We start from the raw sequence: 14,319 nt of genomic DNA, 5'->3' as shown, positions 1-14,319 counted from the left end.
TGAGCTTTTTAGGCGATTGAGAAATCTCATAAAGTTTAGTGCTAATTTCGTGAGATTCCTCCTCATTCTTCGTTCGGAATGACATTCTACTTAAAAAACGCTTACTTTGTTGTTGTTTTATAACAAAACACAAAAACCTCAACAAAACAAAAATCCCAAATTCAAAATGAATTTGGGATTTTTACTTTCTATAAAATAGGATTTATCCACATTTAGAAGAACCACAATCTTGACAGGTCAAACAACCTTCTTGGTAAATTAAACTATCAGATTTACAGTTTTCACAGGTGTGTCCTTTTGCTTTTGTACCATCTTCTACATAACGTTTTAGTGCACGCACAACTCCGTTTTTCCACGTATTTATTGATTCGCTATCTAATTGTAAACTCTGAATCAATTCTACAATTTTATCAATTGGCATTCCGTGACGTAAGGTTCCAGAGAACAATTTTGCATAATTCCAAAACTCAGGATTAAACTTGTGCGACAATCCTTCAATAGTAGTTTTATAACCTCGCTTGTTTTTGTACTGAAAATCGTAACGTGATGTTCCATCTTCATTTCTGCTTTTTAAAATCAAACCATTTTCTACCCAACGCGGAATTAAAATTCCGTCTTCATCATCAACCAAACCTGTAAAAACTTCGTACGGTTTGTCATCAACCAAACCAATAAAAGCAATCCATTTTTCTTTTTTATTTTGAAAACGAACGACGTCAGCTTCCAAAACTTCTGGACGAATAACAGGAAAAGAAGTCAATACATTTTCTTGGTCTTCTTCTTTCTTTTCGTCATTAGAAATCAACACTCCAGCACGCGAACCATCTCTATACACCGTTACACCTTTACAGCCAACTTCCCACGCTTTTAAATACAACTCGCCCACCAAATCTTCGTTGGCGTCGTTTGGTAAATTAATGGTGACACTAATTGAATGATCTACCCATTTTTGAACAGCGCCTTGCATGGTTACTTTACTCATCCAATCTACATCGTTCGAAGTTGCTTTGTAATACGGCGATTTTTTTATCAAAACATCCAATTCTTCTTGCGAAAAGTTTTTAGAAGAATCGATTCCGTTTACTTCCATCCATTGTTTAAATCGATGATGAAAAACCACATATTCTTCCCAAGAATCTCCAACTTCGTCAACAAAATCTACTCGAGAACCTTTGTCGTTTGGATTTACTTTTTTTCTACGTTTATACACTGGCATAAAAACAGGTTCAATTCCTGATGAAGTTTGCGTCATTAAACTCGTTGTTCCGGTTGGCGCAATCGTTAACAAAGCAATATTTCTACGTCCGTATTCTAACATTTCGTAATACAATTTACTATCTGCTTCTTTTAAGCGCAAAATAAACGGATTGTTTTTTTCTCTTTCTGAATCAAAAATCGAAAATGCGCCACGTTCTTTGGCTAAATTTACAGATGCTCTGTACGTTTCTATTCCTAATGTTTTGTGCACTTTTACAGAAAAATCGTTTCCTTCTTCGCTTCCGTATCTAATTCCCAAAGCCGCTAACATATCTCCTTCTGCGGTAATTCCAATTCCGGTTCTTCTTCCTTCGTATGCTTTTTGTCTGATGTTTAACCACAGATTTTTTTCAGTTGCTTTTACATCGCTAGCTTCTGGATCTGCATCAATTTTTTCTAATATTTTATCGATTTTCTCTAATTCTAAATCGATGATATCGTCCATCATTCTTTGTGCAATTACAATGTGTTTTTTAAACAGCTCAAAGTTAAATGCAGCTTTTTTTGTAAACGGATTTTCTACATACGAAAATAAATTGATTGCCAACAAACGACAAGAATCGTACGGACATAAAGGAATTTCTCCACACGGATTTGTAGAAACCGTTTTGTATCCTAAATCCGCATAACAATCTGGTACCGATTCATTAATGATGGTATCCCAAAAAAGAATTCCTGGCTCAGCAGATTTCCATGCGTTGTGCACAATTTTTTTCCAGATTTTTTTAGCTTCTATCGTTTTTGTAACTTTTGGATCTGCGCTAAAAATTGGGTATTTCTGTGTATACTTTTCATCCTTTTTTACTGCTTTCATAAATGCATCATCAATTCTTACAGATACATTTGCGCCGGTAACTTTTCCTTGCTCTAATTTTGCGTCGATAAAATCTTCAGAATCTGGATGATTGATAGAAACCGACAACATTAATGCGCCACGACGACCATCTTGCGCCACTTCTCTGGTTGAATTTGAATAACGTTCCATAAAAGGAACAATTCCTGTGGATGTTAATGCCGAGTTTTTTACGGGAGAACTTTTAGGCCTAATGTGTGATAAATCGTGACCAACACCACCACGACGTTTCATTAACTGCACTTGCTCTTGATCAATTTTCATGATTCCACCATAAGAATCTGAATTTCCATCATTACCAATCACAAAGCAATTAGAAAGTGATGCAACTTGAAATGGATTTCCAATTCCTGCCATCGGACTTCCTTGCGGAACAATATATTTAAAGTTTTTAATGGCTTCAAAGACTTCTGATTCTGTTAGCGGATTCTCATATCGCTGTTCTACTCTTGCAATTTCTTTTGCAATTCGAGTATGCATATCATTTGGCGTACTTTCGTAAATATTTCCGTCAGAATCTTTTAATGCGTATTTATTTAACCAAACACTTGCAGCTAAATCATCATTATTAAAATAGCTTAAAGCCGCAGCTAGCGCTTCTTGTCTTGTATAGGTTTTTTTAGGAGTAATTTGTGTTGTTGATTTCATTGTTTTTACTAGAGAATTAGATTATTATTCGACATCTCTAAAGTAAAAAAAAACAACTAAAAATACGATTAAAATCACAAAGTTTACAAAAAAAATTTATAAAAAGCTAGTTGTCAAATACTTATACTTCTATAAACACTAAAATGTTTACAAATATTTTATTTTTTAATTCTACAAGAATACTTAAAATCCTCTAAACAAGTAGGTAACAGCAATATTCTATCTTAAGAAAAAAATATACAGATAAAAGCGAATTGTAATTCTACAAAAAAGCACTTATTTTGATAAAATAGTAGTTTTACAAACTATTGATCAATATTCAAAAACTCCAAACGCACTTTTAATTGTCAATTTTTTAGAAGAAGAAGAAGAAGAAGAAGATGCTTCTACTCGACCCACAATTTGTGCATTTACATTGTATGATTTAGAAATAGCAATAAGATCTTCTGCTATTTTTGGAGAAACATACAATTCCATTCTATGCCCACAGTTAAAAACCTGATACATTTCTTTCCAATCGGTTTTTGATTGTTCTTGTATCAATTTAAACAAAGGCGGAATCGGAAATAAATTATCTTTTACTATATGTAATTCATCAACAAAATGTAAAATTTTGGTTTGTGCGCCACCAGAACAATGAATCATTCCGTGGACGCTTTCTGAAGTATATTTTGATAAGATTTCCTTGATAATTGGCGCATAGGTTCTTGTTGGAGACAACACCAATTTACCAGCATCAATTGGAGAATTTTCTACTGAATCTGTCAATCTTGTGTCTCCTGAATAGACTAAATCCGCAGGAACAGCAGCATCAAAACTTTCTGGATATTTTTTTGCTAAATAATTATCAAAAACATCGTGACGAGCAGACGTTAATCCGTTAGATCCCATTCCGCCGTTGTATTCAGTTTCATAGGTTGCCTGTCCGAAAGATTCCAAACCAACAATTACATCTCCAGCTTTTATATTTGCATTGTCAATAACATCGCTACGTTTCATTCTTGCAGTTACCGTAGAATCAACAATAATTGTTCTTACCAAATCGCCAACATCTGCAGTTTCTCCTCCGGTTGAATGAATCGTAACTCCGAATTTTTTTAAATCCTCGATTAACTCTTCTGTTCCGTTGATAATTGCTGACAACACTTCTCCAGGGATTTTACTTTTATTACGTCCGATGGTAGAAGACAACATGATATTATCTGTTGCACCAACACACAATAAATCATCAATATTCATAATCAACGCATCTTGCGCAATTCCTTTCCATACAGAAATATCGCCCGTTTCTTTCCAATACATATACGCCAAAGAGCTTTTTGTTCCTGCTCCATCTGCGTGCATAATCAAACAATACTCTTCATCATTTGTTAAATAATCTGGAACGATTTTACAAAACGCTTTCGGAAACAAACCTTTGTCGATATTCTTAATGGCATTGTGCACATCTTCTTTAGATGCAGAAACGCCACGTTGTGCGTATCGTTTAGAAACTTCTTGACTCATATTGTTGTGTTATTGTTGCTACAAATTTACTTTTTTGTGAGTAAAAAATCCCGCTAAAGCGGGATTTAATTTTTAATTATCTAGTAAATAATAATTCTCTATATTTTGCCAATGGCCAAAGCTCGTCATCTACCATCATTTCTAATTTATCACAGTGATATCTAATTTCATCAAAATATGGTTTTACAATATTACAATAAGCATCAGCAGCTTCTTGACCGTGTAATGTATTTGCTTTTTTACGCTCATCAGTCATTATTTCAACTTTAGAGTTTATTTCTGCAATATGTTTTGATATTTTCTTGATCAAATCGATTTGTTCTTTTGCGTGAACCTTAAATTTATCTCCAAAAATATTTTTCAATCCACTTACATTTTCTATCAACGTATTTTGATATTTAATTGCCGTTGGAATAATATGATTTCTAGCAATATCCCCTAAAACTCTTCCTTCAATTTGAATTCTTAAAATGTATTCTTCCAGTTCAATTTCATGGCGAGCTTCGGTTTCAATTTTACTCATTACCCCCATTTCTTCAAAAAGAGCAATGGTTTTCTTAGATTTTTTTTCCTTCAGCGCTTCAGGAGTCGTTTTATTATTACTCAACCCTCTTTTAACTGCTTCAATTTCCCACTCTTCTCCGTAACCATTTCCTTCGAAACGGATCTTTTTTGAAGCTTTAATATATTCTCTTAAAATATTAAAAATAGCTTCATCTTTCTTTAAGCTTTTCTTTTCTATTAAAGCATCTACTTCAATTTTAAAATCTTTTAATTGTTTTGCTACAATTGTATTTAAAACTGTCATTGGACCAGCACAGTTTGCCCAAGAACCCACTGCTCTTAATTCAAATTTGTTTCCTGTAAAAGCAAAAGGCGATGTTCTGTTTCTATCCGTATTATCCAATAAAATCTCAGGAATTTTGCCTACAATATTTAATTTTAAATCTGTTTTTTCTTCTGGCGATAATTTTCCTTTGGTAACATTTTCCAATTCATCTAAAACTGCGGATAATTGCGAACCAATAAATACAGAAATAATTGCTGGTGGCGCTTCATTTGCTCCTAAACGATGATCGTTACTTGCAGATGCAATTGATGCCCTAATCAATTCTTCATAATCATGCACTGCTTTGATGGTGTTTACAAAAAAGGTTAAAAATTGTAAATTTTTCATCGGTGTTTTTCCAGGACTTAATAAATTCACTCCCGTACTTGTTGCCAACGACCAGTTATTGTGTTTTCCTGAACCATTGATTCCTGCAAATGGTTTTTCATGAAATAATACTCTAAAATTATGTTTTTGAGCGACTCTTTCCATCACATCCATCAACAACGAATTGTGATCTACTGCTAAATTTGCTTCTTCAAAAATCGGTGCCAATTCATATTGATTTGGCGCCACTTCATTATGACGTGTTTTTACTGGAATTCCCAACAACATACATTCTTGCTCCATATCTCGCATATAACTCAATACTCTACGCGGAATTGAACCAAAATAATGATCGTCTAATTGTTGTCCTTTTGCTGGAGAATGTCCTAATAATGTTCTTCCTGTTAAGTTGATATCTGGTCTAGAAATTGCCAAAGCAGAATCAATTAAAAAATATTCTTGTTCCCAACCTAAAGACGCATTTACCTTGGTTACATTTTTATCAAAATATTTACAAACTGCAGTTGCAGAATTGTCAATTGCTTGTAATGCTCTTAATAACGGAGCTTTATTATCTAATGCTTCTCCTGTATAGGCAACAAATATTGTTGGAATACACAATGTTGTTCCGTAAATAAATGCTGGTGATGTTGGATCCCAAGCAGTATAACCTCTCGCTTCAAACGTATTTCTTATTCCGCCATTCGGAAAACTAGAAGCATCTGGTTCTTGCTGCACTAATTCTCCTCCACCAAACTTTTCCATTGCTCTTCCGTTACCAATCGTTTCAAAAAAAGCATCATGCTTTTCTGCAGTTGCACCAGTTAATGGCTGAAACCAGTGTGTATAATGTGTTGCATTTTTTGATAATGCCCAATCTTTCATTGCTGCAGCAACTTGATCTGCAACATTTCTATCAATTTTTTTTCCAAACTCAATTGCATCCATCACGCTTTGATACGCCACTTTTGTCATAAACTGACGCATTGAATGCTCGTTAAATACATTTTTACCAAAAGCCTCTGACTTTCTTTCTTCTTCTGTAATTTTTACAGGAACTCTATTCAATGTTTCTTTTAATGCGTTAAATCGAATTGTTGCCATTTTTTATTTAAAATTAAAATTAGATAGGGCAAAAGTACACAAAAATTACTTTTAAAATAAAAATACCCCTAAAAAAATAGGGGTAAACTTTAAAAAAAGTTATATTTTCTTGAATAAAAGCTATAAAATTAGCTTATTGTAGTAAAAATAAAGATTCCATATAATACCAATAAGATAAATCCGTCTTTCCAATCTAGTCTTAATTTTCTTGGAAAAAATACAAGAGGAAGTATTAAGAAGGAAATTCCTAGCATCCAAAAAATATCATAATCTAACAACTCAATATCTTTTAACCGTATTGGTGTAATCATTGCCGTGATCCCTAAAACCCCAAAAATGTTAAAAATATTAGATCCTATTAAGTTTCCGAGGGAAATTGCTTTTTCTTTTTTAAGCACTGCAATTACGGAAGCTGCTAATTCTGGAATACTTGTTCCGACAGAAACAACTGTTACACCAATTATACGTTCGCTAACTCCAAAGTCTTTTGCTAAATCTACGGCTCCTTTTATTAAAAACTCAGATCCAGCCCACAATCCTACTCCGCCAATCGTAAAAAATAATGCTATTTTATACAAAGGCAACATTTCATCATCTTCTGGCATTTCATCAACAACTGCTTGTTTTTGAAAACGCAATAAATAAATTAAAAATAAAATCAAACAAGAAAACAAGATGACACCTTCATAAGAATCGATCACTTTATCATTGTACAAAAAATAAAACAACAACCCTGACGCAATCATCATTACAGGCCAATCGGTTTTATAGAAACTTTTCTGAACATCAATCTTAGACAAGACAACTGTAATTCCTAAAACCAACCCTAAATTGGCAATATTAGAACCCACAACATTTCCTAAAGCTAAATCTGGAAAACCGTTTAATGCAGATTTTACACTAACAATTAATTCTGGCGCCGATGTTGCAAAAGAAACCACCGTCATACCAATTACAATTTTAGGGATATTTAATTTTAAAGATATTGCAACTGCTGCTTTCAACAACCAATTACCTCCAGAAATCAATAAAATTAGCCCTAAGATTAGATATAAAAACTCCATGTATTTAATTTTATGCGAAGATAGTATAATTAGAATTTTTGAACAGATTTCTCTTTATTTCATTTTAAAAAAATTACTTTTATCTTTTGTTTTTATTTGTGTAAAAAATTAAGTGCATTTTTATGATAAAACACAACTATATATTTCTTTTTTCTGCTTTAATTTTTACATTATTATTTAGCAGCACTATAATTGCTCAAGAAAAAAAATCCTTCTTACAAACTAGATTTAACGGTTTTACAGAAACAATTACCAAAGATTTTACAATAGAAAAACTAAGTGATTTTAAAAAAAATCTAGCAAAAGAAAGCTTATTTTTTACCTATAGTAATTTAAAATTCAACAAACAAAATGAAATTATTAAAATTACCATTACAGTAAAAAACAAAAGAAGCAACTCTGAAGTTACTTTTTACGACAGAGGAAAACCAATTCCGAATATTAAAGTTGGAGAATTAAATGGAATAGCAATCGCCACAAAAAGTACTACTTTAGAATTTACCTTTACAGATTCAAAATCAGAGAAAAAATCATTTTGATATCAACATCAAATGAAGTATATTTAAACAGATGAAAAAACATTTTTTTAAAATAGTAGCCAACGTAAATAAGGTTGTTTTACCTTCATTTACAAAAAAGCAATTAGACATAAGCAAGGCATCAAAAATACAATTAGCTATTATTGGCTGGAGGGCATATGTTACCATGAAATCATTAGACTAAAATCATATAAATATGACAAAAGAACATATAAAAATATTTACAGGAACATCAATACTTATTGATAGATTAAGCTACTTACTTGATAAAGAAAAAATACCAAGTTTAATTAAAAATCATCACGAATCTGCAAGACTTGGCGGTTTTGGCTTAGCTATTGACAATATTGAATTATTTATCTATGGCTCTGATTTAGAAAAAGCAACGCCAATCATAGAAGAATTTAAAAAAGAAATAGCAGAATAGATTTTCAAAATTAAAAAATAGCAACTATATTTGCAGCCGCTTACGGCCACGTGGCGCAACTGAATAGCGCACTTGATTACGGCTCAAGAGGTTGCTGGTTTGAATCCAGCCGTGGTCACACAAAAAAACGCATCAAAATTGATGCGTTTTTTTATTTACAACAATTCTGAATTCTAGCATCTTCTTTTAATTAATTAGTTTTTACATATATTTATCAAAAATACTTGATAATCAACATCTAAAAAACAAACAATAATCACTAAATTTTAAAACTATGATTCGCAAATTATTCATTTTACCTGCATTATTTTTTATCTCACTCTCCTTCGGACAAGAACTATTTGATGCAACTACTATTGAAAAAATTAAAAAAGAAGGACTAAACAATTCTCATGTAGAAAAAATCGCTTTTGAATTGATTGACAAAGCAGGTGCTCGCTTAACAAATTCACCCGGATACAAAAGAGCAGCAAATTATGCTGTAAACCAACTTTCTGAATGGGGTTTACAAAACTCTAAAACAGAAGCTTGGGGAGAATTTGGAAAAGGTTGGGAAATAGAAAAAAATTATGTTGCTATGACAAAACCATATTACATGTCTTTTGTCGCTGTTCCAAAAGCTTGGTCGGAAGGAACAAACGGACCTATTTCTGGAAAAGTAGTAATGTTAGATATCAAATCTGAAGCAGATTTTGCAAAATACAAAGGAAAACTAAAAGGTGCAATCGTTCTTGTAAAAGCAACAGGTAGCCAAGCTCCAACTTTTAAAGCTGATGCAGTTCGCTTGAGCAATGAAGCACTAAACAAAATGGAAAAACCGAATGAACCAAGAGCTAGAAGAACTGGAAACAACACTGATATGGAAGCAAGAAGAGCTGCCTGGATGAAGAGAAGAGAATTAACTCAAAAAATTGGAGATTTTCTTGTAAAAGAAGGTGTTGCCTTACAAATTACAGGGAAAAACGGACGACATGGAACTCTTTTTACTGGTGGCGGAAGAGGCTATTTAAAAAATGCTTCAAAATCTATTAGTGAATTAGAAATGGTTCCAGAACATGCAAATTTAATGGCTCGTTTAATAGAGAACGGTGTAAATGTAGAAATTGAAGCTGAAGTTAAAACAGCTTTCAATTCCAAAAATTTAAACGGACATAATGTTGTTGCAGAAATTCCTGGAACTGATAAAAATTTAAAAGCTGAAATTGTAATGTTAGGAGCACATTTAGATTCTTGGCATGGAGCAACTGGAGCAACAGATAATGCTGCCGGCTCTATTGTAATGATGGAAGCTATGCGTATTTTAAAAGCTGTTGGCGTAACACCAAAACGCACCATAAGAATTGCCCTTTGGGACGGAGAAGAACAAGGCCTACATGGTTCTCGAAATTATGTTAAAAATCATTTCGGAGATCCTGAAACAAAAAAATTCACAAAAGAAAATGAAAAAGTAGCTGGGTATTTTAATATTGATAATGGAACTGGAAGAATTCGCGGAATTTATACACAAGGAAATAAAGATGTCGTTCCAATTTTTAAAAGTTGGTTTACACCTTTTAGTGATATGATTGACAACACAACAGTTACAACAAATAATACAGGCGGAACGGATCATTTAGCTTTTGATGCTGTTGGAATTCCAGGGTTTCAATTTATTCAAGATCCTATCGAATACAGATCTAGAACACATCATACAAATGCAGATAATTACGAACGTTTAGTAATAGACGACTTAAAACAAATGGCTGTAATTGTTGCTTCCTTTGTATATAATACAGCACAAAGAGATGAAAAACTCCCTCGAAAAATAACAACGACGAGATAGTAAAGTGTTTACAGACAAATAAAAAAAACGCATCCAAAAAGGATGCGTTTTGATATTTAAATTAGAAAAGACTTCAAAAACATTGCTGCTTACTCAAAATATCTTCGTATCGCAACGCGATGTTCAGGAATACTTTTGTCGTAATTTTCGATAATGGTTTCTAAAAGAAGTGGTTTGTTTTTTCCGATATCTTTTTTTGAATTGTATTTAGAAATATACAAGTTGTACTTTTCGTTGTCTTTTTCGAAAATTAAAAAATGTTCTGGATTTAACTCGCTATAACAAATTTCGTTTCCAGAAAAAGTATCAGATTCATCTTTAAAAAAGGAACCGAAATCATAGTATAAAAATACATTTGTCATATTAAACCAATTCTGCTGATAAACCTAGCTGTAATAATTTAGAACATCTTGGTTTTAAATCTTTATACGCACCTGTTTTTACAGTACATTTTCCTTTATAATGCACTAAAATAGAACATTGTTCTGCTTGTTCTAAGGTATGCTCGCAAACATCAATCAAAGAATCTATTACATGATCAAAAGTGTTTACATCATCATTAAACAACACTATTTCGTGCTGGTTTACTTCTTTTTCAAGAACATCTACTTCTTCTTGTATTTTCTCTTTTGTACTCATTTTAAAAATAAATATACAATTACTCTTTTAAATATTTTAGTGAAACCCAATTATTTCTTTCGATGGTCTTTTGCAATTGCAATCCATATTTAGAAACTTCTGCATCAATAATTGGAATATCTTCTTTGTAAAATCCGCTTAGTAACAAAACTCCGTTTGCTAATAAACAACCTGTATACGTTTTCATATCTGCCAACAAAATATTTCTATTAATATTCGCAATAATAACATCATATTTCTGAGTTGTTAGCAAACTTGCATCACCTTCGTAAAACGAAATAGCGCTACAATTATTTCGTTCTGCATTTTCTATTGAGTTTAAATAACACCAATTATCAATATCAATCCCGTCAATTGGTTTTGCTCCTTTCATTTCAGCAAAAATTGCTAAAATTCCAGTTCCACAACCCATATCAAGTGTTTTTTTGTTTTCCAAATCTAAGTCTAACAAATGCTGAATCATCATGTGTGTTGTTTCATGATGCCCTGTTCCAAAACTCATTTTTGGCTCAATAACAATATCGTATTTTAGTTTTTTATCTTCATGAAAAGGCGCTCGAATACTGACTAGATCATCAACCTGAATTGCTTCAAAGTTCTTTTCCCATTCACTATTCCAATTGGTTTGCGCAACTTCGTTTTTATCAAAAGTAATCGAGAATTCTTCAGATTTTAAAACAGAAATATCCTCTAAAATCTCGGCATTCCAATCTTCTTTTTGAATATAAGCTGTAACGCCATTTTCGTTTTCTACAAAACTTTCAAATCCAGCAAAACCTAATTCTGCAATTAAAATTTCTGTACCAGGTGCTGTTGGCTCAACAACAAAATTATATTCTATATATATATTATCCATTAAATTGCTTTGATAATTTCTGTAAAATCTTCTATATTTAAAGATGCTCCGCCAATTAAACCACCATCAACATCTTCTTTAGAAAATATTTTATTTGCGTTAGAAGGTTTTACGCTTCCACCATATAATATAGATGTATTATCAGCAACACTTGTATTGTATTTTTCTTGTACTAATTTTCTGATAAAAGCATGCATTTCTTGCGCTTGTTCTGGTGATGCAGTTTCTCCTGTACCAATTGCCCAAACCGGTTCGTATGCCAACACAATTTGATTCCAAGCAATCGCTTCTAAATGAAACAATCCTTTTTCTAATTGATATTGTACAATTGTAAAATGATTGTCCGTTTTTCTATCTTCTAATTGCTCTCCAAAACAAAAGATGACTTCCATTTCTTTTTCAATTGCTTGATTTACTTTTTGAGCAAGAAGTTCATCTGTTTCCCCAAAAATTGATCGTCTTTCTGAATGACCAATAATCACGGTTTTAATACCAATACTTTGTAACATATCCGCAGAAATTTCACCCGTAAAAGCACCACTATTTTCTTGATGCATGTTTTGAGCAACAACTTCTATGTTTGATTTTTTAGCTTTTTTATTTGCGCTTCTTAAGTTTACAAATGCCGGTGCAACGAGCACTCTTGTATTTGCTAAAGGAAATCTTTTTATTGCTTTTCTAATTCCTTTTACCAAGTTTTTTGTCTCCTTGGCATCATTATTCATTTTCCAATTACCTGCAACAATTTTACTTCTCATTGATACTATTTTACTGTTAAACACTGCAAAAATACGTTATTTTTTTAAGGCTTCAGCTATGCTTTTATCGGTAATCTTTTTTGCTTTGAATAAATCTATGGTACCCTTTTCGTTTACCACCAAATATCTCGGAATCCAATTAGAATTTAAAAAATCACCAAAGGCACTATTCAATCCATTTTTCATAAAATAATGTTCTCCTTTAATATTATATTTTTCTATCGCTTTTTTCCAGCTAAAAACACTTCGATCTATAGATAGAAAAACATATTTTACTTCAGGGTTATTTTTTTGAAACTCTTTTAAATTTGGAAAACCAGCAACGCAATCTCCACACCAAGAAGCCCAAACATTTATCAGCATTTTTTGCCCTTTATTTTTTGCTAAGATTTCTTTAAATTGAATTGTTTTATTATTGATATCAAAAAAAGAATCATTCAATACTTTTTCAGAAAAAGTTTTTGGAGAGTTTAAGCTACATCCAATTAAAATTGAAGTTAAAAGTGAAAAAAAAGGGATTTTTTTAATCATGATGAAAAGTTTGTAAATTGGTCAATAATTAAGAAAAAATCTTACAAAAAGAAAAGAAAATATAAGTTTGCATTAAAAACAAATATAGATAAACTATCAAAATTAAGTACCTTTGCTAAACTTTATTACTGTTTTAATGACAACAAAGCAACTTCTCGAACAAATTCATCTGAAAAAATCGTTTTTATGTATTGGTTTAGATGTAGATCTAGCTAAAATACCTCAACATTTACTACAAGAAGAAGATCCAATTTTCGCATTTAACAAAGCAATTATTGACGCAACGCATCATTTATGTGTTGCTTACAAACCGAACACTGCTTTTTATGAAGCTTATGGAATTAAAGGTTGGAAAGCTCTTGAAAAAACCATTCAATACATCAACAACAACTATCCAGAAATTTTTACAATTGCGGATGCAAAACGTGGCGATATTGGAAATACATCTACCATGTATGCAAAAGCTTTCTTTGAAGATTTAGCGTTTGATTCTGTTACAGTTGCTCCTTATATGGGAAAAGATTCAGTTGAACCTTTTTTAGCATTTAAAGACAAACACACCATTTTATTAGCATTGACTTCTAATGAAGGTGCTTTTGATTTTCAAACAAAATCTATAAACGGAAAAGAGGTGTACAAAGAAGTTTTAGAAACTTCTAAATCTTGGAAAAACTCAGAAAACTTAATGTATGTTGTTGGCGCAACGAAGGCTGAATATTTTAAAGAAATCAGAAAAATTGTTCCGAATAGTTTTTTATTAGTTCCCGGCGTTGGTGCTCAAGGCGGAAACTTAGAAGATGTTTGTAAATATGGAATGTCAGAAAATATTGGTTTGTTGATCAATTCTTCCCGTGGAATTATTTATGCCTCAAATGACGAAAATTTTGCAAGTTCAGCAAAGAATAAAGCGAAAGAGTTACAACAAGAAATGGAAGGAATTCTAAGAAATTAAATTGAAATCTCTTTATTTAAATAGTTAATTCTATTCAATTTACCACGAATTTTCATCGCTTTATAAGCAGCTCTATCACTTTTAATTTCATCAATATGTCTGTAATCGCTAGATTTCTCTAACAATCTACGATATCTATCTTCTAGATGTTTTCGATATTGTAATAATTGACTTAAACGTGACATTTATAAATTTTAATAGTTATAA

The 14,319-nt window shown here is 32.0% G+C and carries 15 protein-coding genes and 1 tRNA gene; 6 read left to right on the top strand and 10 right to left on the bottom strand.

Going from position 1 to position 14,319, the window contains the following annotated elements:
• Positions 1-202: 202 nt before the first annotated feature.
• The 4 genes from KCTC32516_RS07065 to KCTC32516_RS07050 all read right to left on the bottom strand — a co-directional run bounded on the left by KCTC32516_RS07065 (position 203) and on the right by KCTC32516_RS07050 (position 7,588).
• On the bottom strand, positions 203-2,758 hold the full coding sequence (locus KCTC32516_RS07065) for an adenosylcobalamin-dependent ribonucleoside-diphosphate reductase (RefSeq protein ID WP_301399722.1): 2,556 nt from the start codon (positions 2,756-2,758) through the stop codon (positions 203-205).
• A 312-nt stretch (positions 2,759-3,070) separates the two neighbouring features.
• Positions 3,071-4,264: an AIR synthase related protein gene (locus KCTC32516_RS07060; protein ID WP_301399721.1), complete on the bottom strand. Its 1,194-nt coding sequence runs from the start codon at positions 4,262-4,264 to the stop codon at positions 3,071-3,073.
• Between the two features lie 76 nt (positions 4,265-4,340).
• Positions 4,341-6,524, bottom strand: a complete 2,184-nt coding sequence (locus KCTC32516_RS07055) for a glutamine synthetase III family protein (protein WP_301399720.1) — start codon at positions 6,522-6,524, stop codon at positions 4,341-4,343.
• 128 nt (positions 6,525-6,652) lie between these two features.
• Positions 6,653-7,588 (bottom strand): calcium/sodium antiporter, encoded by a 936-nt coding sequence (locus KCTC32516_RS07050; RefSeq protein ID WP_301399718.1) that lies wholly within the window; start codon positions 7,586-7,588, stop codon positions 6,653-6,655.
• Positions 7,589-7,710: 122 nt separating this feature from the next.
• Between KCTC32516_RS07050 and KCTC32516_RS07045 the strand changes: the two genes are divergently transcribed.
• From KCTC32516_RS07045 to KCTC32516_RS07025, 5 genes are all read left to right on the top strand, one after another.
• Positions 7,711-8,127: a hypothetical protein gene (locus KCTC32516_RS07045; protein ID WP_301399717.1), complete on the top strand. Its 417-nt coding sequence runs from the start codon at positions 7,711-7,713 to the stop codon at positions 8,125-8,127.
• 31 nt (positions 8,128-8,158) lie between these two features.
• Positions 8,159-8,311, top strand: coding sequence for an SsrA-binding protein (locus KCTC32516_RS07040; RefSeq protein WP_301399716.1), 153 nt, complete (start codon positions 8,159-8,161; stop codon positions 8,309-8,311).
• 12 nt (positions 8,312-8,323) lie between these two features.
• Entirely contained in the window at positions 8,324-8,554 is a 231-nt protein-coding gene (locus KCTC32516_RS07035; protein WP_301399715.1) for a putative signal transducing protein, read from the top strand.
• 44 nt (positions 8,555-8,598) lie between these two features.
• A tRNA-Arg gene (locus tag KCTC32516_RS07030) sits at positions 8,599-8,672 on the top strand.
• Positions 8,673-8,828: 156 nt separating this feature from the next.
• Complete coding sequence (locus tag KCTC32516_RS07025) at positions 8,829-10,376, top strand: M20/M25/M40 family metallo-hydrolase (protein ID WP_301399714.1); 1,548 nt, start codon at positions 8,829-8,831, stop codon at positions 10,374-10,376.
• An 89-nt stretch (positions 10,377-10,465) separates the two neighbouring features.
• Here the strand turns inward: KCTC32516_RS07025 and KCTC32516_RS07020 are convergent, their stop codons facing one another.
• Genes KCTC32516_RS07020 through KCTC32516_RS07000 form a run of 5 tightly spaced genes read right to left on the bottom strand, consistent with a single transcriptional unit; the run spans position 10,466 to position 13,160 of the window.
• Entirely contained in the window at positions 10,466-10,738 is a 273-nt protein-coding gene (locus KCTC32516_RS07020) for a hypothetical protein (RefSeq protein ID WP_301399713.1), read from the bottom strand.
• Between the two features lies 1 nt (position 10,739).
• The gene (locus tag KCTC32516_RS07015) at positions 10,740-11,015 is read right to left on the bottom strand and encodes an ATP-dependent Clp protease adaptor ClpS (RefSeq protein ID WP_301399712.1); all 276 of its coding nucleotides are present in this window, start codon (positions 11,013-11,015) and stop codon (positions 10,740-10,742) included.
• 19 nt (positions 11,016-11,034) lie between these two features.
• Positions 11,035-11,871 (bottom strand): 50S ribosomal protein L11 methyltransferase, encoded by an 837-nt coding sequence (gene prmA, locus KCTC32516_RS07010; RefSeq protein ID WP_301399711.1) that lies wholly within the window; start codon positions 11,869-11,871, stop codon positions 11,035-11,037.
• Positions 11,871-12,629 carry a triose-phosphate isomerase gene (gene tpiA / locus KCTC32516_RS07005; protein ID WP_301399710.1) on the bottom strand — a complete coding sequence of 253 codons (759 nt, stop codon included), beginning with the start codon at positions 12,627-12,629 and terminating at the stop codon, positions 11,871-11,873. The genes prmA and tpiA overlap by 1 nt, the downstream gene beginning before the upstream one ends.
• Positions 12,630-12,665: 36 nt before the next feature.
• Positions 12,666-13,160, bottom strand: coding sequence for a TlpA family protein disulfide reductase (locus tag KCTC32516_RS07000; RefSeq protein ID WP_301399709.1), 495 nt, complete (start codon positions 13,158-13,160; stop codon positions 12,666-12,668).
• 136 nt (positions 13,161-13,296) lie between these two features.
• On the opposite strand from KCTC32516_RS07000, the gene pyrF reads away from it, so the two are divergent.
• The gene (gene pyrF / locus KCTC32516_RS06995; protein WP_301399708.1) at positions 13,297-14,112 is read left to right on the top strand and encodes an orotidine-5'-phosphate decarboxylase; all 816 of its coding nucleotides are present in this window, start codon (positions 13,297-13,299) and stop codon (positions 14,110-14,112) included.
• On the opposite strand, the gene KCTC32516_RS06990 is transcribed toward pyrF, so the two are convergent.
• Entirely contained in the window at positions 14,109-14,297 is a 189-nt protein-coding gene (locus tag KCTC32516_RS06990; RefSeq protein WP_301399706.1) for a Lacal_2735 family protein, read from the bottom strand. The genes pyrF and KCTC32516_RS06990 overlap by 4 nt on opposite strands.
• Positions 14,298-14,319 lie beyond the last annotated feature (22 nt).

It is taken from the genome of Polaribacter huanghezhanensis (genome assembly GCF_030444335.1).
Classification (GTDB): Bacteria; Bacteroidota; Bacteroidia; order Flavobacteriales; family Flavobacteriaceae; genus Polaribacter; species Polaribacter huanghezhanensis.
The sequence above is the reverse complement of the archived record's forward strand: the minus strand, read 5'-3'. Positions and strand labels throughout refer to the sequence as shown.

What these genes read in the sequence shown, in the direction of transcription:
- KCTC32516_RS07040 (WP_301399716.1), top strand. Translation starts at nt 8,159, where the DNA reads ATGAAAAAACATTTTTTTAAAATAGTAGCCAACGTAAATAAGGTTGTT.
- KCTC32516_RS07025 (WP_301399714.1), top strand. Translation starts at nt 8,829, where the DNA reads ATGATTCGCAAATTATTCATTTTACCTGCATTATTTTTTATCTCACTC.
- tpiA (WP_301399710.1), bottom strand. Translation starts at nt 12,629, where the DNA reads ATGAGAAGTAAAATTGTTGCAGGTAATTGGAAAATGAATAATGATGCC.
- KCTC32516_RS07015 (WP_301399712.1), bottom strand. Translation starts at nt 11,015, where the DNA reads ATGAGTACAAAAGAGAAAATACAAGAAGAAGTAGATGTTCTTGAAAAA.
- KCTC32516_RS07035 (WP_301399715.1), top strand. Translation starts at nt 8,324, where the DNA reads ATGACAAAAGAACATATAAAAATATTTACAGGAACATCAATACTTATT.
- KCTC32516_RS07055 (WP_301399720.1), bottom strand. Translation starts at nt 6,524, where the DNA reads ATGGCAACAATTCGATTTAACGCATTAAAAGAAACATTGAATAGAGTT.
- KCTC32516_RS07000 (WP_301399709.1), bottom strand. Translation starts at nt 13,160, where the DNA reads ATGATTAAAAAAATCCCTTTTTTTTCACTTTTAACTTCAATTTTAATT.
- KCTC32516_RS07065 (WP_301399722.1), bottom strand. Translation starts at nt 2,758, where the DNA reads ATGAAATCAACAACACAAATTACTCCTAAAAAAACCTATACAAGACAA.
- KCTC32516_RS07045 (WP_301399717.1), top strand. Translation starts at nt 7,711, where the DNA reads ATGATAAAACACAACTATATATTTCTTTTTTCTGCTTTAATTTTTACA.
- KCTC32516_RS07060 (WP_301399721.1), bottom strand. Translation starts at nt 4,264, where the DNA reads ATGAGTCAAGAAGTTTCTAAACGATACGCACAACGTGGCGTTTCTGCA.
- KCTC32516_RS06990 (WP_301399706.1), bottom strand. Translation starts at nt 14,297, where the DNA reads ATGTCACGTTTAAGTCAATTATTACAATATCGAAAACATCTAGAAGAT.
- KCTC32516_RS07020 (WP_301399713.1), bottom strand. Translation starts at nt 10,738, where the DNA reads ATGACAAATGTATTTTTATACTATGATTTCGGTTCCTTTTTTAAAGAT.
- KCTC32516_RS07050 (WP_301399718.1), bottom strand. Translation starts at nt 7,588, where the DNA reads ATGGAGTTTTTATATCTAATCTTAGGGCTAATTTTATTGATTTCTGGA.
- prmA (WP_301399711.1), bottom strand. Translation starts at nt 11,871, where the DNA reads ATGGATAATATATATATAGAATATAATTTTGTTGTTGAGCCAACAGCA.
- pyrF (WP_301399708.1), top strand. Translation starts at nt 13,297, where the DNA reads ATGACAACAAAGCAACTTCTCGAACAAATTCATCTGAAAAAATCGTTT.